This window comes from Paenibacillus terrae (assembly GCF_005217525.1).
GTDB classification, from domain to species: domain Bacteria; phylum Bacillota; class Bacilli; order Paenibacillales; family Paenibacillaceae; genus Paenibacillus; species Paenibacillus terrae_C.
In genome coordinates, this window is sequence record NZ_PNXQ01000003.1 from 16,257 (window position 1) to 32,354 (window position 16,098).

Consider the following 16,098-nt stretch of genomic DNA (forward strand, 5'->3'; position numbering starts at 1 on the left):
ATGTTGCTTGAAAGTGATCATCTTAATTGGGGCTGTGGGAAAGCCATTAAGAAAACACAACTTTTATACTACAGGAAAACCATCAATTCTGCAAGGGTAAAATCAAAGTTTTTTAATGTTTTCGTCGTACTCCACATTCCAGAGGGTTAAAGCATGTCCAACAGCCGTAGGACCGGCCTTTGAGCGGCTTTTAGCCTCCAAAATGGAAGAAATATCATCCGCCGATTTTTTGCCTTCTCCCACTTCCAGCAAAGTGCCCATAATGATCCTGACCATGTGCTGCAAAAAACCGCTGCCAGTAATATACGTATGAATAATTCCCTGATCATCCGAACCCGGACGTGAAAAGGAATAGTCTACCGTCATGTAGGCTTCGTAAATCGTGCGGACATGATTCGTTTTCTGGGAACGTCGGGATGCAAACGATGTATAGTCAAAAGTGCCGATCAAATGGGCCAACCCTGCCTCCATCGCTCGTATATCCAAACTCGTCGGGTGATGTGCCTGTGTACGACGGTGAAAGATGTCCGGAAATCGGTTCGCATTAATGCTGTACCGATACGTCTTCCGCTTCGCCATACGGCGTGCATGAAAGGACAACGGCACCTCTTTCGCATCCGTAACGATAATATCACGAGGCAGCCAGGCATTGAGTGCTAGACACCAGCGCTGTATGGGGATCGGTGATTCAGTATGAAAATTGAATACCTGGCCATATGCATGTACACCGGCGTCTGTGCGGCCTGAGCCTGTGATTTTAAGACGTTCGCCCGTCAATGAGTAGATAGCATTTTCAAGATAGTCCTGAATGGTATTACCACTGGGCTGCGTCTGAAAGCCATCATAGCGGGTTCCGTCATAGTTCACCTTCATGCACAAATTCCGCATGTTTCTCACACCTTTGCAGGGGTATTCACTGGCCTTATAAGGAATAACCGTACATAACAAAGGAGAAGCCCCTCAAGGACTCCTCCAAGAGAAAAAAAGGGTTGTTCAGAATCAAGCTGATTCTGTCCACCCTTCCCTCATCTTCGCCTGTTTACGCGCGGTCAACCAGTTCCAGATATACCATTGGAGCGGCATCGCCACGACGAGGTCCCAATTTCAAGATACGAGTGTATCCACCTGGACGCTCAGTGTAACGTGTAGCCAATTCGCTAAACAGCTTTTGGATTGCATCCTGCTCACCATCCAAAGTTTCACGGCGAACGAACGCAGCCACTTGACGGCGTGCGTGCAGATCTCCTTTTTTCGCTTTAGTGATCAGTTTTTCAGCAATAGAACGAACTTCTTTCGCTTTAGCCTCAGTAGTTTGGATACGCTCGTACAAGAACAAATCGGTTACCAAATCACGAAACAAAGCTTTACGGGCACTGGAGTTACGGCCCAATTTTTGGTATGCCATGTAGTTTCCCCTCCTTCACAAAAACGTTGCTGTACTATTCTTCCGTACGAAGTCCTAAACCAAGTTCCTCGAGCTTCTCTTGTACTTCTTCCAAAGATTTGCGGCCCAGGTTGCGAACCTTCATCATATCTTCTTCAGATTTAGTAGTGAGTTCTTGTACCGTATTGATACCAGCACGCTTAAGGCAGTTATATGAACGGACGGAGAGATCCAGCTCTTCGATCGTCATTTCAAGAACTTTTTCTTTCTTGTCTTCTTCTTTTTCGACCATAATTTCCGCATCTTTTGCTTCGTCGGTTAGACCTACGAACAACATCACATGCTCGGTCAAAATTTTTGCTCCAAGGCTTACTGCTTCCTCAGGGCGAATACTTCCGTCAGTCCAAACCTCAAGTGTCAGCTTGTCGTAATTCGTAACCTGGCCGACACGCGTATTTTCAATGCCGTAGTTAACACGTGAAATCGGAGTGTAGATGGAGTCGACGGGAATGACGCCGATCGGCTGGTCATCACGTTTATTCCGATCCTGCTTAACGTAACCACGACCGCGATTGGCGAAAATACGCATGTGAAGTCTCGAACCCGGTCCGAGCGTAGCAATGTGAAGATCCGGATTAAGAATTTCCACATCACTGTCCGCACGGATATCTCCTGCTGTTACAACTCCTTCGCCTTCCGCATCGATTTCGAGTACCTTCTCTTCATCCGAGTGGATTTTAAGCGATAAAGCTTTCAGGTTCAGTATGATCTCCGTTACGTCTTCCTTCACACCGGGAACCGTTGCAAATTCGTGCAAAACTCCATCGATCTGAACCGATGTGACTGCTGCCCCCGGTAACGAGGATAACAGAATACGGCGAAGCGAGTTTCCCAGCGTCGTACCGTACCCGCGTTCCAGCGGTTCTACAACGAATTTTCCATAGGTGCCATCATCATTGACGTCTACCGTCTCAATTTTCGGCTTTTCGATTTCTATCACTGCAATATCCCTCCTTCAAAACGTCGCTCCTATATGAAACATTCACCTTATCCATAGTCTATCATGCAGTATACCTAAACATCCATTCTTGGCAGTTTGTGCCGGATTTATACTACACGCAGAGGAGAAATCTCATTAGACGCGACGACGTTTTGGAGGACGGCATCCGTTATGAGGTACCGGAGTTACGTCTTTAATCAGGTTAACTTCCAGTCCAGCTGCTTGCAAAGAGCGGATTGCTGCTTCGCGTCCTGCGCCTGGTCCTTTAACCATGACTTCGACAGTCTTCATGCCGTGTTCCATTGCAGCTTTAGCAGCTGTTTCTGCGGCCATTTGAGCTGCGAATGGAGTAGATTTACGGGAACCACGGAATCCCATGCCGCCTGAGCTGGCCCAAGAGATTGCGTTACCGTGTGGATCTGTGATCGTAACGATCGTGTTGTTGAACGTGGAACGGATGTGTGCCACGCCAGTCTCGATATTTTTACGGTCACGGCGTTTTGTACGTACAACTTTTTTCGGTTTAGCCATTGAATGTTATCCTCCCTTCTTATTTCTTTTTGTTCGCTACAGTCCGACGAGGACCTTTACGGGTACGAGCATTAGTTTTGGTACGTTGTCCGCGAACAGGCAATCCACGACGGTGACGAACACCACGGTAGCAGCCAATCTCAGTCAGACGTTTAATATTTAAGGAAATTTCACGACGCAGATCGCCTTCTACTTTAACTTCTTTGTCGATCGTTTCACGTAATTTGCTCACTTCATCTTCAGTCAAATCACGAACACGCGTGTTTGCACTGATGCCTGTTTCCTTCAAAATTTTCTGAGAAGTCGTTTTACCGATTCCGAAAATGTAAGTCAAGGCGATCTCAACGCGTTTGTCACGTGGCAAATCCACACCAGCTATACGAGCCATTTTACGCTACACCCCCTTCTATTAACCTTGTTTTTGTTTGTGTTTCGGATTTTCGCAAATAACCATTACATTCCCTTTACGGCGAATGACTTTGCATTTCTCGCAAATAGGTTTTACAGAAGGTCTTACCTTCATGTTGATTACCTCCTCCAAGCTTTACCCTGGTAAAACTCGCTTCATGAACATTCACATCGTTTTGCCGAGCAAAACAAGTTTTTTTTAAATGACGTACGTTTAATTAAACCTGCATGAATTACTTGCGGTACGTAATACGGCCTTTAGTTAAATCGTAAGGCGATAACTGTACAACCACCTTGTCGCCTGTCAAAATACGGATAAAGTGCATCCGCAGTTTTCCGGAAACATGTGCAAGAATTTGATGACCGTTCTCCAGCTCTACCTTGAACGTAGCGTTCGGCAGTGGCTCGATTACCGTACCTTCAACCTCAATGACATCTTCTTTGGCCAAAGTCAGTCTCCTTTCTCTTCAGCTTGGTATTCGGACGACTCCAAGAAAGTTTTCACTGCATGACGCAGCTTTCCATTTGTCACCCGACCGCTTTCGTTTAAACTGTTTACAACCTCGCTACTAATCTTGGGCTGAGGCATCAGATGAAGAACGTTTTTCTTCTTCGACTGATCAAACTTTCGTTTGTCCCCATCCGCAATATATACAAACCTGCTGTCCGCTATAGAAACGACAACCGCAATCTGTCCGACATCTCTGCCTTTCAGAATCTTCACCAGCTGACCGATTTGCAGGTTTCCTTGCTGAATCATTCAAATCACCTACGCACTCAGTTTCGTGAAAATGTCCATGCCGTCCGTTGTGACCGCCACCGCTTGCTCGTTACGAGCACGAGAGGCCACGTTCACCGTTACGACCGTCCAGTTGTCTTCCAGCGCCCCCACATGGCGAGAACCTATACGAACCATGAGTTCAATAGCCAGCACCATGCCGGTTTTCAGCCTCTTCCCCTGTTCGGGAATACCACGGTTTGGATTCTCAATATATTGCCGAATGGCATGCGACATTGTAAACTGGCGAGTCTTTGCGATGATATCGCCTTTGTTTAACTTGCGTTTGCCGGGAAATCCGTGCACCAGTTGTTCGTTGACTGAAGCGCAAATGCTGGCAGGAAAACCGTTATAACCTTTAAAAGACGGCACAGCTCCTTGACTGCGAATATACCGATCAGCTAAATGATCAAGTTCACCGGTCGTCATACCGGGCTCGATGTGTTCCACCAAGAAATGATTCGTTTCCGTATCCACTCTCTCAGCTTTCCTCATAAAGCTTAATTCCGTCCCCGACTTGCAAATGATCATTACAGCTAACCCCGCAACAAGGACACGATATTTTTGGAAACCACATCAATATCCTGTTCTCCGTCAATATGACGCAGAAGATTCTGGTTCTCATAAAACGTGAGGAGTGGTGCTGTTTTATTACTATATTCGTCAAGTCGTGTTCTTACGCTATCCTCGTTATCGTCAGGGCGCTGATAGAGCTCCCCGCCATCTTTATCGCAAATGCCTTCAACCTTCGGAGGATTAAAGACAACATGATAGCTAGTTCCACAGATTTTGCAAACTCGCCGTCCTGTGATTCGTACCAACAATTTGTCACGATCCACTTTCAGGTTGATGACATCATCAAGCTTCGTATCCAAACGACCCAAAATTTGATCCAAGGCTTCAGCTTGAGCCAAAGTTCTTGGAAAACCGTCCAGCAAGAAACCTTTCTTACAGTCCGGCTGTTGCAGCCGCTCTTCAACGATGCCAATCGTTACATCATCCGGAACAAGTTCACCCTTGTCGATATATTCCTTGGCTTTAATGCCAATAGGTGTTCCCTGTTTCATCGCCAGGCGAAACGCGTCACCTGTCGAGATATGAGGAATGCCGAATTCCTTCACAATGACATCTGCTTGTGTACCTTTACCAGCCCCCGGAGGGCCCATGATTAAAATATTCACAATCTGTCACTCCTCAAGACGACCCCTACACAAGAAACAGCACAAAAGGTGCCGGTAAGTATGCGAACATCCTAAGCCGGAACCTGTTGCCTATTTGTTGATGAAGCCTTTGTAATGGCGTTTGATCAGTTGGCTTTCGATCTGCTTCATTGTATCCAATGCTACACCGATAATGATGAGCAACGAAGTACCGCCAATTTGCACGGAACGAGGCAAGCCCGAAAGCGAACCGAAGAATACCGGCAATACGGATATGACTGCCAGGAACAAAGCTCCTGTCATTGTCAAACGTGACATTACTCGTGTCAGGTATTTCTCCGTGGCTTTACCCGGCCGAATTCCCGGAATATAACCGCCGTTTTTCTTCATGTTGTCGGCCATTTGCTGCGGATTCATCTGTACAAAGGTATAGAAGAATGTGAAACCGATAATCATTACGACATACAAAACCATACCCAGCGGCTTGTCATAATACAAGTAAGTGGTAATCCACTTCGCCCAAGCATGATCTGCCCAAAAACTCGCAATAATTGTCGGGAATTGCAGCAATGATACCGCAAAGATTACCGGAATAACGCCTGCCGCATTAATTTTCATCGGAATATGCGTATTCTGGCCACCGTACATCTTGTTACCAACTACACGTTTGGCGTATTGTACCGGAATTTTCCGAATACCTTGCTGGATATATATAACACCCACAATAATCAGAATAATCACCAAGGCAATAATAATTGCCTTCAGAATATTCATAAACAGCTGATCTGCCTGAATAAACTGGGATTCTACAACCGTCCGAATATGTCTTGGAATACCTGCCGCGATCCCTGCAAAGATAACGATAGAGATACCGTTGCCGATTCCCTTTTCGGTAATTTGCTCACCTAACCACATAAGGAACGTAGTTCCTGCTGTAAGCACAATAGCTATTACCAGATAATCTGCAAAAGTGGCTCCTGGAATCATTGCTGCACCATACAGTCGATTAAAGCCGATCGACGTTCCGAATGCTTGAATCAAGCCCAGTATTACCGTTCCATACCGTGTAAGTTGAGCCAGCTTCTTTTTACCATGCTCTCCTTGTTTAGCCCATTCCGCAAGTTTCGGAATAACGTCCATTGACAGCAACTGTACAATGATGGACGCTGTAATATATGGCATAATCCCGAGGGCGAAGATCGAGAACTGATACAAAGCGCCCCCTGAGAAGGTGTTAAGGAGTCCAAACAACTCGCTTCCTGCCTGATCCTGAGAAGTAAAGACTTGCTTGTTCACGCCGGGAACCGGCACGAAGGAGCCAATACGATATACAAACAGTATAAACAGGGTAAACAGGATTCGGGTTCTAAGATCCTCAACCCGCCATATATTTTTCAGGGTCTTGAACATTAGATCACCTCGGTTTTACCGCCGGCAGCTTCAATTTTCTCTACCGCAGATTGAGAGAACTTGTTCGCTTTAACTGTCAATTTCACAGTGATTTCACCGTTACCCAGAATTTTAATTCCGGATTTCGCGTTTTTCACAATGCCATTGTTCAGCAAAAACTCAGGGCTTACTTCTGTACCTGCTGCAAAACTGTTCAAATCTTCGATATTCAAAACCGCATACTCTTTACGAGTAGGATTTACGAAACCGCGTTTAGGCAAGCGACGATACAGTGGGTTTTGACCACCCTCGAAGCCCGGACGTACACCACCGCCGGAACGAGCGTTTTGACCCTTATGACCACGACCAGAAGTTTTACCCGTACCGCTACTAGGACCACGACCCAAACGTTTACGTTCTTTGCGGGAGCCTGGAGCTGGGGAAAGCTCATGTAACTTCATCGTTCGTTGCACCTCCTTGATTATTGTTAAAATGCTTTATTTCTTAAGCCTCAATTTCTTTAACAGAAACCAAATGGCTAACTTGATTAATCATCCCGCGAATCGCTGGATTGTCGGGTTGAATTACTTTATGGTTGATTTTACGCAAGCCGAGCGTTTTAACAGTCGTTCTTTGAGTACCAGGACGACCGATCAACGAACGAACGAGGGTAATTTCTAATTTCGCCATGACATTCCCTCCTTAGCCCAGCAGCTCTTCGATGGATTTGCCGCGCAATTTTGCAACTTCTTCAGCGCGTTTCAAGCGGGACAAACCTTCCAATGTCGCATTGACCATGTTCATGGAATTCGAAGAACCTAGAGATTTTGTCAAGATATCACCTACACCAGCAAGTTCCAGTACAGCACGAACCGGACCGCCAGCGATAACTCCAGTACCTTCCGATGCCGGTTTCAACAGAACCCGGCCAGCACCGAACTTACCTGTAACAAGGTGAGGAATAGTTGTTCCTACGAGTGGAACGTGAACCAGGTTTTTCTTAGCATCTTCAATACCTTTGCGAATCGCATCAGGTACTTCGCCAGCTTTACCGATACCAGCGCCTACCCAGCCGTTACCGTCGCCTACTACTACCAGAGCACTAAAGCTGAAACGGCGTCCGCCTTTGACAACTTTAGCTACGCGATTAATATTTACTACTCTTTCAGTCAGTTCCAAAGTGTTCGGATCTACACGCAAGTCGTTAACCTCCTTTTGAGAAATGTCTTAGAATTCAAGGCCTGCTTCGCGAGCTGCATCAGCCAAAGCCTGAATCCGTCCATGATACAAGTATCCACCACGGTCAAATACAATGTTAGCATGACCTTTTTCTTTTGCACGTTTAGCAACGAGTTCGCCAACCTTACGAGCTGCTTCTACGCTACCGCCGTTTTTGATTTCGCTGCTCAGTTCTTTATCCATAGTGGATGCAGATACCAATGTTACACCAGCTACATCATCAATCAATTGTGCGTAGATATGTTTGGAAGAACGGAACACGTTCAGACGAGGACGAACAGCCGTACCTTCGATTTTCTTACGTACACGCAGATGTCTTCTGACACGTGCTTTATTTTTATCTTGTTTTGTAATCATCTTAAGTTTTCACTCCCTTCAGTTTGCCTTTTAAAGCTTTATACTAAGACGCACTGGGTAAAAAAGAAGTACGAAGTCTTTCCGGAAGAAAGACCGCACAAAGTCGGTAAGAAACTTATTTCTTCTTACCGGCTTTACCTTCTTTACGAATGATGCGCTCGCCTTCGTATTTAATCCCTTTACCTTTGTACGGCTCAGGTTCACGAACGGAACGAATTTTAGCAGCATAGGCACCTACACGCTCTTTATCAATTCCGCGAACGATGATTTTAGTGTTCGAAGGAACTTCGAATTCGATGCCCGCTTCCGGTGTGATTTCAACCGGATGAGAGTATCCAACGTTCAGAACGATTTTATCTCCGGATTTGCTTGCACGATATCCGACCCCAACCAGCTCCAGAGATTTTGAAAATCCTTCAGTTACACCACTTACCATGTTGTTGACAACGCTGCGGGTTGTTCCATGCAAAGAGCGGTGAAGTTTGTTGTCCGAAGGACGAATTACGTTGATTTCATTGTTTTCCACAGTAACGGACATGTCTTTATGAAGCTCACGAGTCAATGTTCCTTTAGGACCTTTAACTGTGATCGCTGTGTTGTTCAAAGTTACGTCAACACCACTTGGTACTGTGATTGGCTTACGACCAATACGGGACATATCTGTTGCACCTCCTATCTTTTAAACGTTATCTTACCAAACGTAGCAAACCACTTCTCCGCCGGCTTTAGACTGACGCGCTTCTTTGTCGGTCATGATACCTTTGGATGTCGAAATGATCGCGATCCCGAGTCCACCCAGAACGCGTGGAATCTCATTGCTCTTCGTGTAAACGCGAAGACCTGGTTTACTGATTCTTTTCAAACCTGTAATAACACGTTCGTTGTTCGCACCGTATTTCAAGAAAACACGGATGATCCCTTGTTTGCTATCTTCAACAAATTCCGCATCACGAATGAATCCTTCACGTTTCAGGATGTCGGCGATTTGTTTTTTCATTGTAGATGCAGGCATTTCTACTGTTTCGTGACGAACTGTGTTCGCGTTACGAATACGAGTAAGCATATCTGCAATTGGATCAGACATAGTCATTGTGTATAAACCTCCTTCCCAAACAGGACTTTTTACCAGCTTGCTTTTTTCACGCCAGGAATCTGGCCTTTATAAGCTAATTCACGGAAGCAAATTCTGCAGATCTTAAACTTTTGCAGCACCGAATGTGGACGACCACAACGCTCGCAACGAGTATAAGCACGAACTTTAAACTTTGGTGTGCGTTGTTGTTTGACTTTCATTGAAGTTTTTGCCACTTAGCCTGACACCTCCTAAATAGTTTCGGAGAACAGGGTGTCTTTTATATCAGACGCCCGAAACGATATGCCAACATTACTTTGCGAAAGGCATGCCCAGCTGAGTCAGAAGCTCACGGGACTCTTCGTCAGTCTTGGCAGTCGTTACGATAACGATGTCCATACCACGAACTTTATCAACTTGATCGTACTCGATTTCCGGGAAGATCAATTGCTCTTTCAGACCAAGCGTGTAGTTACCACGTCCATCAAAAGCTTTTGTCGAAACACCATGGAAGTCACGTACGCGAGGAAGCGTGATGTTGAACAATTTGTCCAAGAAATAATACATACGCTCACCACGAAGTGTTACCTTAACACCGATCGGCATGTTTTCACGCAATTTAAAACCTGCAATAGATTTTTTTGCACGAGTGATTACTGGCTTTTGACCAGCGATCAACTGCATGTCGTTCACAGCCGAATCAAGCACTTTGGAGTTTTGGACTGCGTCGCCAACACCCATGTTGATTACAACCTTCTCGATTTTAGGCACTTGCATTACCGATGTATAGCTGAACTTCTGCATCAAGGCAGGAGTGATTTCTTTCAAGAAACGCTCTTTCATTCTTGTTGTTGCCATGAATCATAGACCTCCTTTCATTAAAAAATAATTAGTCGATCACTTCGCCAGAACGTTTTGCAATGCGCACTTTTTTTCCGTTGTCCAATACTTTGTAACCAACACGAGTTACTTTTCCGCTCTTCGGATCAATGTGCATAACGTTGGAAACGTGAATCGGAGCTTCTTTCTCGATGATGCCGCCTTGTGGATTTAGCTGATTAGGCTTTTGGTGTTTTTTAATCATGTTAACACCTTCCACAAGCACACGGTTTTGACGAGGGTAAGCAGCGATAACGCGACCTTTTTTACCTTTATCTTTACCTGTAATCACCAGAACAGTATCGTCTTTTTTGACGTGCAGCTTGTTGTTATGGGATTCCAGAACTTTTTTCACTTTTGGCATTTCGTACACCTCCTACGGGCACATTTTAAGGTGAATTTAGATCACTTCCGGAGCCAAGGAAACGATTTTCATGAAGTCTTTATCACGAAGTTCGCGAGCAACTGGTCCGAAAATACGAGTACCACGTGGGCTCTTGTCTTCTTTAACGACCACTGCTGCGTTCTCGTCAAATCCGATGTAGGAACCGTCTTTACGGCGGATAGAACGTTTAGTACGAACGACAACCGCTCTTACTACATCACCCTTTTTGACAACGCCGCCTGGTGTTGCTTGTTTTACGGAACAAACGATCAGGTCACCAATTTGAGCTGTACGACGTCCCGTACCACCGAGCACACGGATACACATCAGTTCCTTCGCGCCGGAATTGTCAGCTACAGTCAAACGTGTAAATGGTTGAATCATTTATTTATCCTCCTTTCGGAAAAACTACACTACATTAGATTATAACAGCTTTTTCAACGATTTCGACCAGTCTCCAGTTTTTGTCTTTGGACAAAGGGCGAGTTTCCATGATTTTAACAGTATCACCGATTTGTGCGGTGTTGTTTTCATCATGAGCTTTGAATTTCTTTGTTACTTTAATGCGTTTATGGTAGAGATCGTGTTTTTTGTAAGTTTCTACAGCAATCACAATCGTTTTGTCCATTTTATCGCTGACTACTTTACCGACTAACACTTTACGGGCATTACGTTCGCTCATTGTTGGCCTCCTTCCTAATTACAGGCGGAATCTCCACCCGGTCTGATATCTTAGCTAATCCCAAGTTCTCTCTCACGGATCACGGTTTTAGCACGAGCAATTTCCTTACGTACATCGCCGATCCGAGTCGGGTTATCAAGCTGACCGGTAGCGAGTTGAAAACGAAGGTTAAAGAGTTCTTCTTTGAACCCAGAGATCTTTTGTTCAATTTCAGCAGTGGTTAGGTTGCGAAATTCACTAGCCTTCATTTGCTTCACCACCCAATTCTTCACGTTTCACAAACTTAGTTTTGATTGGCAGTTTGTGAGCGGCAAGACGCATTGCTTCACGAGCAACCTCTTCCGGAACACCAGCAAGTTCGAACATGATCTTTCCTGGCTTCACTACTGCAACCCATTTTTCTACGTTACCTTTACCACTACCCATACGAACCTCAAGAGGCTTCTGAGTAATTGGTTTGTCAGGGAAAATTTTAATCCAAACCTTACCACCACGTTTGATGTAACGAGTCATCGCAATACGAGCAGCTTCGATCTGACGGTTAGTAATCCATGAAGGTTCAGTAGCTTGCAAACCATACTCACCAAAGTTCAGTGTAGTGCCGCCTTTTGCACGACCCTTCATATGACCACGTTGTTGCTTACGATGTTTTACGCGTTTTGGTACCAACATGATTAGTTGCCTCCTTCCTGAGGAGCTTGTTTCTTAGCTGGAGGAAGAACCTCTCCACGATAGATCCATACCTTTACGCCAATACGGCCGTAAGTTGTATGAGCTTCCGCTGTACCGTAATCAATGTCGGCACGAAGCGTATGCAGTGGAACTGTTCCTTCGCTGTACCCTTCGGAACGAGCGATTTCGGCACCGCCAAGACGTCCGCCTACTTGAGTTTTAATTCCTTTTGCTCCAGAACGCATAGTTCTTTGGATGGCTTGCTTCAAAGCACGACGGAAAGAAACGCGACGTTCCAATTGTTGTGCAATGCTCTCAGCAACCAAGATTGCATCCAGCTCAGGATTTTTAATTTCAGAAATATTGATGTGTACCTTTTTACCGCCTGCGATTTTAGTAATTTCATTACGCAAGTTTTCAACTTCGGAACCACCCTTACCGATAACCATACCAGGCTTCGCAGTGTGAATCGTTACGTTGACGCGGTTAGCTGCTCTCTCGATTTCAACACGGGATACAGCGGAATCTTTCAATCTTTTTTTCAGATGTTCACGAATTCTAACGTCTTCTAGCAAAAGATCACCGAAATCTTTGCCTGCATACCATTTGGATTCCCAATCACGGATAATACCGATTCGGAGTCCGATTGGATTTACCTTTTGGCCCACACGTTTTCCCTCCTTATTTTTCAGATACCACCAGAGTAATATGACTGGTGCGTTTATTGATGCGGCTTGCACGTCCCATTGCACGCGGGCGGAACCGTTTCATTGTAGGACCTTGGTTCACAAAAACTTGCGATACAACCAACTTGTTCACGTCCAAAGAGTAGTTGTGGTCTGCATTTGCAATAGCAGAGTTCAACAGCTTCTCAACGACTGGAGAAGCGGATTTCGGAGTATGGCGAAGAATTGCGATCGCCTCACCAACCTGCTTACCGCGAATCAAATCGATAACGAGTTTAACTTTACGAGCGGAAATCCGTACGGATTTAGCATGTGCTTTTGCTTCCATTGAGTTTACCTCCTCTCAAACACTACGCTGTGTTGATTATCTTCTTGTTTTCTTATCGTCATCCGAATGGCCTTTATAGGTACGTGTTGGAGCGAATTCGCCCAATTTGTGTCCGACCATATCTTCCGTTACGTATACCGGCACGTGTTTACGACCATCGTATACACCAAACGTATGTCCGATAAATTGCGGGAAAATTGTAGAGCGACGGGACCAAGTTTTGATCACGACTTTTTTGTCCGATTCGTTCAAAACCTCTACTTTTTTCAGTAAGTAACCATCAATGAACGGTCCTTTTTTGAGACTGCGACCCATGTATGAATCCTCCCTTCGTTAAAACGTTGTCGTTCCTTAATATGTTAACGTGCGACTTAAGCGCACGTCTTATTACTTAGTACGACGACGAACGATGTATTTATCAGATGCTTTGCCCTTTTTACGTGTTTTGTAACCCAGGGTTGGTTTACCCCATGGAGACATTGGAGATTTACGTCCGATTGGAGCGCGACCTTCACCACCACCGTGCGGGTGATCGTTAGGGTTCATAACAACACCACGAACTTCAGGACGTTGTCCCAACCAACGGCTACGTCCGGCTTTACCGATCTTCACCAATTCATGGTCTTCGTTACCAACAGAGCCGATTGTAGCGCGGCAAACTTTCAGAACGCGACGAACTTCACCAGAAGTCAAACGAATTGTTACATACTTCTCTTCTTTACCAAGAAGCTGGGCTTCCGTACCGGCAGCGCGAACGAGTTGACCACCTTTGCCCGGTTTCAATTCGATGTTGTGGATAACCGTACCTACTGGAATGTTCTCCAAAGGCAAAGAGTTACCGATTTTGATATCGGAACCTACGCCGGAAACCACTTCGTCCCCTACTTTCAAGCCTTTAGGAGCGATGATGTAACGTTTTTCACCATCCACATAGTGGATAAGTGCGATGTTGGACGTACGGTTCGGATCATATTCGATCGTAGCAACGCGGCCCGGTATTCCATCTTTGTTACGTTTGAAGTCGATAATACGGTATTTACGTTTGTGTCCACCGCCATGATGACGAACCGTAATTTTACCTTGGTTATTACGTCCAGCTTGCTTGCTCAGAGGCGCCAGCAACGATTTCTCGGGCTGATTAGTTGTGATCTCCTCGAAAGTAGATACAGACATAGCACGTCTGGCCGGGGACGTCGGTTTATACTTTTTAATTGGCACTGAGTTTCCCTCCTTACTTTACAGTTTCAATTATACCGTTTCAAAAAACTCAAGCGGCTTACTGTCTTTGCTCAGCGTTACAAACGCTTTTTTCCACTCGCTCGTATAGCCGGAATGACGGCCGTAGCGTTTTGGTTTTGCAGGAACACGAAGCGTGTTTACGTTACTTACTTTCACGTTAAAGATCGCTTCGATTGCTTTTTTAACTTCGACTTTATTGGAACGAATGTCTACCTCGAAAACGTATTTCAAGTCATTCATCATACCAGCCGTACGTTCGGTGATTACCGGACGTTTGATAATATCACGAGGATCCTTCATTACGCGAGCACCTCCTCTACCTTCTGAACTGCTTCCTTCGTAATGATCAGTTTGTCGTGTCCAAGCACGTCAAGAACATTAATGCCGTCTGCGGCTACAAACTTCACACCAGGAATATTACGAGCGGACAGAGCCACATTATCATCATAGCTAGGAGCTACGATCAATGCTTTACGGTCAGCTTTAAGGTTGTTCAAAATGGCTGCGAATTCTTTCGTTTTAGGTCCGTTCAGTGTAAGAGCGTCCAATACGATGATTTCATTCTCAATCACTTTGGAAGACAAAGCAGATTTGATCGCCAAGCGACGAACCTTTTTAGGCAATTTGTAAGCATAGCTACGTGGAGTCGGACCAAATACAGTACCGCCACCAACCCATTGCGGTGCACGGATCGAACCTTGACGAGCGCGGCCAGTACCTTTTTGTTTCCAAGGTTTACGTCCGCCACCACGTACTTCAGAACGTCCTTTTACTTTGTGAGTACCTTGACGCAGGGAAGCCAATTGCATAACAACAGCGTCATGAAGAACGTGTTTATTCGGTTCGATACCGAATACTGCGTCGTTCAATTCAATTTCGCCAACTTGGCTGCCGCTAATATTAAAAAGTGCTACTTTTGGCATTTCGTGTTCCTCCTTTCTTCAGTTGTTTATTTTTTCACCGTTTCTAGTACTTTAACGAAGCTGTTTTTAGGTCCTGGAATGGAGCCCTTCACGAGCAATACATTACGTTCTGTATCGATCTTAACAACTTCAAGGCGTTGGATCGTTACCGTTTCATGCCCCATGTGTCCTGGCAGGTGTTTACCTTTAGGAACGCGGTTAGCTTGAATGGAGCCCATCGAACCTGGACCTCTGTGGTAACGCGAGCCGTGTGCCATTGGTCCGCGGCTTTGTCCCCAACGTTTGATAACGCCGGCAAAACCTTTACCTTTAGAAATACCTGTTACGTCAACGAATTCGCCTTCTGTGAAGACATCAGCCTTCAGTTCTTGGCCAACCTCGTACGCAGCAAGGTCGATGCCACGAAGTTCACGAACGTAGCGCTTAGGTGCAGTATTTGCTTTTTTCGCATGTCCTGCTTCAGGTTTATTGGATCTTTTTTCTTTTTTATCAGAGAAACCGAGTTGAATAGCTTCGTATCCATCGTTTTCCAGATCTTTCTTTTGCAGAACAACACAAGGGCCCGCTTCGATAACCGTAACAGCAAGTACGTTACCTTCAGGGGTAAACACTTGAGTCATTCCGAGTTTTTTTCCTAAGATACCTTTCATGTTGACACCTCTTTTCTTTTCCTAATCACAAATTACAATTTAATTTCGATATCTACACCGGACGGCAGGTCCAAGCGCATCAAGGCATCCACAGTTTGTGGAGTCGGGTTAACAATGTCGATCAAACGCTTATGTGTGCGCATTTCGAACTGCTCCCGGGAATCCTTGTACTTGTGTACCGCACGGAGAATAGTAATGATTTGTTTTTCGGTTGGCAGCGGAATTGGTCCGGATACACCTGCGCCCGAACGTTTAGCTGTTTCAACAATTTTCTCAGCGGATTGATCAAGAATTCTGTGGTCGTAAGCTTTCAAACGAATACGAATCTTTTGCTTT

Annotated in this window: 32 protein-coding genes; all 32 read right to left on the reverse strand. The window is 45.3% G+C overall.

The window, feature by feature from the left end; genetic code table 11:
* Positions 1-102: 102 nt before the first annotated feature.
* Positions 103-888: a tRNA pseudouridine(38-40) synthase TruA gene (gene truA / locus C1I60_RS02810; protein ID WP_137060419.1), complete on the reverse strand. Its 786-nt coding sequence runs from the start codon at positions 886-888 to the stop codon at positions 103-105.
* A 151-nt stretch (positions 889-1,039) separates the two neighbouring features.
* Complete coding sequence (gene rplQ, locus C1I60_RS02815; protein WP_013312143.1) at positions 1,040-1,405, reverse strand: 50S ribosomal protein L17; 366 nt, start codon at positions 1,403-1,405, stop codon at positions 1,040-1,042.
* A gap of 34 nt (positions 1,406-1,439) precedes the next feature.
* Positions 1,440-2,384, reverse strand: coding sequence for a DNA-directed RNA polymerase subunit alpha (locus C1I60_RS02820; RefSeq protein ID WP_014278300.1), 945 nt, complete (start codon positions 2,382-2,384; stop codon positions 1,440-1,442).
* Between the two features lie 135 nt (positions 2,385-2,519).
* On the reverse strand, positions 2,520-2,915 hold the full coding sequence (gene rpsK, locus C1I60_RS02825) for a 30S ribosomal protein S11 (protein ID WP_013312144.1): 396 nt from the start codon (positions 2,913-2,915) through the stop codon (positions 2,520-2,522).
* 19 nt (positions 2,916-2,934) lie between these two features.
* A complete protein-coding gene (gene rpsM / locus C1I60_RS02830; RefSeq protein ID WP_007432560.1) occupies positions 2,935-3,303 on the reverse strand; it encodes a 30S ribosomal protein S13 in 369 nt (122 codons plus the stop codon).
* A gap of 21 nt (positions 3,304-3,324) precedes the next feature.
* Positions 3,325-3,438, reverse strand: a complete 114-nt coding sequence (rpmJ, locus tag C1I60_RS02835) for a 50S ribosomal protein L36 (RefSeq protein ID WP_003333770.1) — start codon at positions 3,436-3,438, stop codon at positions 3,325-3,327.
* Positions 3,439-3,556: 118 nt separating this feature from the next.
* Positions 3,557-3,772, reverse strand: a complete 216-nt coding sequence (gene infA, locus C1I60_RS02840; RefSeq protein WP_006212898.1) for a translation initiation factor IF-1 — start codon at positions 3,770-3,772, stop codon at positions 3,557-3,559.
* A gap of 2 nt (positions 3,773-3,774) precedes the next feature.
* On the reverse strand, positions 3,775-4,083 hold the full coding sequence (locus C1I60_RS02845; RefSeq protein WP_134912322.1) for a KOW domain-containing RNA-binding protein: 309 nt from the start codon (positions 4,081-4,083) through the stop codon (positions 3,775-3,777).
* A 9-nt stretch (positions 4,084-4,092) separates the two neighbouring features.
* Positions 4,093-4,632 (reverse strand): M24 family metallopeptidase, encoded by a 540-nt coding sequence (locus C1I60_RS02850; protein ID WP_137060420.1) that lies wholly within the window; start codon positions 4,630-4,632, stop codon positions 4,093-4,095.
* Between the two features lie 5 nt (positions 4,633-4,637).
* Positions 4,638-5,282: an adenylate kinase gene (locus C1I60_RS02855; RefSeq protein WP_134912318.1), complete on the reverse strand. Its 645-nt coding sequence runs from the start codon at positions 5,280-5,282 to the stop codon at positions 4,638-4,640.
* A gap of 90 nt (positions 5,283-5,372) precedes the next feature.
* Complete coding sequence (secY, locus tag C1I60_RS02860; protein ID WP_025685931.1) at positions 5,373-6,671, reverse strand: preprotein translocase subunit SecY; 1,299 nt, start codon at positions 6,669-6,671, stop codon at positions 5,373-5,375.
* On the reverse strand, positions 6,671-7,111 hold the full coding sequence (rplO, locus tag C1I60_RS02865; protein ID WP_013312149.1) for a 50S ribosomal protein L15: 441 nt from the start codon (positions 7,109-7,111) through the stop codon (positions 6,671-6,673). Before rplO ends, secY begins: the two co-directional genes overlap by 1 nt.
* Positions 7,112-7,154: 43 nt before the next feature.
* The gene (gene rpmD / locus C1I60_RS02870) at positions 7,155-7,340 is read right to left on the reverse strand and encodes a 50S ribosomal protein L30 (protein WP_014278305.1); all 186 of its coding nucleotides are present in this window, start codon (positions 7,338-7,340) and stop codon (positions 7,155-7,157) included.
* Between the two features lie 12 nt (positions 7,341-7,352).
* Positions 7,353-7,850: a 30S ribosomal protein S5 gene (gene rpsE, locus C1I60_RS02875; RefSeq protein WP_013312151.1), complete on the reverse strand. Its 498-nt coding sequence runs from the start codon at positions 7,848-7,850 to the stop codon at positions 7,353-7,355.
* Positions 7,851-7,877: 27 nt separating this feature from the next.
* Positions 7,878-8,246, reverse strand: a complete 369-nt coding sequence (gene rplR, locus C1I60_RS02880) for a 50S ribosomal protein L18 (RefSeq protein ID WP_007432568.1) — start codon at positions 8,244-8,246, stop codon at positions 7,878-7,880.
* Positions 8,247-8,361: 115 nt separating this feature from the next.
* Positions 8,362-8,904, reverse strand: a complete 543-nt coding sequence (rplF, locus tag C1I60_RS02885) for a 50S ribosomal protein L6 (RefSeq protein ID WP_014278307.1) — start codon at positions 8,902-8,904, stop codon at positions 8,362-8,364.
* 33 nt (positions 8,905-8,937) lie between these two features.
* Positions 8,938-9,336, reverse strand: coding sequence for a 30S ribosomal protein S8 (rpsH, locus tag C1I60_RS02890; protein ID WP_014278308.1), 399 nt, complete (start codon positions 9,334-9,336; stop codon positions 8,938-8,940).
* Positions 9,337-9,368: 32 nt separating this feature from the next.
* Positions 9,369-9,554 (reverse strand): type Z 30S ribosomal protein S14, encoded by a 186-nt coding sequence (locus C1I60_RS02895; protein ID WP_013312154.1) that lies wholly within the window; start codon positions 9,552-9,554, stop codon positions 9,369-9,371.
* 76 nt (positions 9,555-9,630) lie between these two features.
* Entirely contained in the window at positions 9,631-10,176 is a 546-nt protein-coding gene (gene rplE / locus C1I60_RS02900; RefSeq protein ID WP_014278309.1) for a 50S ribosomal protein L5, read from the reverse strand.
* A 31-nt stretch (positions 10,177-10,207) separates the two neighbouring features.
* Complete coding sequence (gene rplX / locus C1I60_RS02905; protein WP_013312155.1) at positions 10,208-10,561, reverse strand: 50S ribosomal protein L24; 354 nt, start codon at positions 10,559-10,561, stop codon at positions 10,208-10,210.
* Between the two features lie 36 nt (positions 10,562-10,597).
* The gene (gene rplN / locus C1I60_RS02910) at positions 10,598-10,966 is read right to left on the reverse strand and encodes a 50S ribosomal protein L14 (protein ID WP_007432573.1); all 369 of its coding nucleotides are present in this window, start codon (positions 10,964-10,966) and stop codon (positions 10,598-10,600) included.
* A gap of 34 nt (positions 10,967-11,000) precedes the next feature.
* Positions 11,001-11,264 (reverse strand): 30S ribosomal protein S17, encoded by a 264-nt coding sequence (gene rpsQ / locus C1I60_RS02915; RefSeq protein ID WP_007432574.1) that lies wholly within the window; start codon positions 11,262-11,264, stop codon positions 11,001-11,003.
* Between the two features lie 50 nt (positions 11,265-11,314).
* The gene (rpmC, locus tag C1I60_RS02920) at positions 11,315-11,512 is read right to left on the reverse strand and encodes a 50S ribosomal protein L29 (RefSeq protein WP_014278310.1); all 198 of its coding nucleotides are present in this window, start codon (positions 11,510-11,512) and stop codon (positions 11,315-11,317) included.
* On the reverse strand, positions 11,502-11,936 hold the full coding sequence (rplP, locus tag C1I60_RS02925; protein WP_137060421.1) for a 50S ribosomal protein L16: 435 nt from the start codon (positions 11,934-11,936) through the stop codon (positions 11,502-11,504). Before rplP ends, rpmC begins: the two co-directional genes overlap by 11 nt.
* Before the next feature lie 2 nt (positions 11,937-11,938).
* Positions 11,939-12,604 (reverse strand): 30S ribosomal protein S3, encoded by a 666-nt coding sequence (gene rpsC, locus C1I60_RS02930; protein ID WP_044647211.1) that lies wholly within the window; start codon positions 12,602-12,604, stop codon positions 11,939-11,941.
* 13 nt (positions 12,605-12,617) lie between these two features.
* Entirely contained in the window at positions 12,618-12,950 is a 333-nt protein-coding gene (rplV, locus tag C1I60_RS02935; RefSeq protein ID WP_013312157.1) for a 50S ribosomal protein L22, read from the reverse strand.
* A 36-nt stretch (positions 12,951-12,986) separates the two neighbouring features.
* Positions 12,987-13,265, reverse strand: coding sequence for a 30S ribosomal protein S19 (rpsS, locus tag C1I60_RS02940; protein ID WP_044647210.1), 279 nt, complete (start codon positions 13,263-13,265; stop codon positions 12,987-12,989).
* Positions 13,266-13,337: 72 nt separating this feature from the next.
* Positions 13,338-14,168 carry a 50S ribosomal protein L2 gene (gene rplB, locus C1I60_RS02945; RefSeq protein ID WP_134912313.1) on the reverse strand — a complete coding sequence of 277 codons (831 nt, stop codon included), beginning with the start codon at positions 14,166-14,168 and terminating at the stop codon, positions 13,338-13,340.
* 30 nt (positions 14,169-14,198) lie between these two features.
* Positions 14,199-14,489: a 50S ribosomal protein L23 gene (gene rplW, locus C1I60_RS02950; RefSeq protein ID WP_013312159.1), complete on the reverse strand. Its 291-nt coding sequence runs from the start codon at positions 14,487-14,489 to the stop codon at positions 14,199-14,201.
* Positions 14,489-15,112: a 50S ribosomal protein L4 gene (gene rplD / locus C1I60_RS02955; RefSeq protein WP_013312160.1), complete on the reverse strand. Its 624-nt coding sequence runs from the start codon at positions 15,110-15,112 to the stop codon at positions 14,489-14,491. The genes rplW and rplD overlap by 1 nt, the downstream gene beginning before the upstream one ends.
* A 26-nt stretch (positions 15,113-15,138) precedes the next feature.
* Entirely contained in the window at positions 15,139-15,762 is a 624-nt protein-coding gene (gene rplC, locus C1I60_RS02960) for a 50S ribosomal protein L3 (protein ID WP_013312161.1), read from the reverse strand.
* Positions 15,763-15,794: 32 nt separating this feature from the next.
* On the reverse strand, positions 15,795-16,098 hold a 304-nt coding region (rpsJ, locus tag C1I60_RS02965), incomplete at its 5' end, for a 30S ribosomal protein S10 (RefSeq protein WP_137060444.1).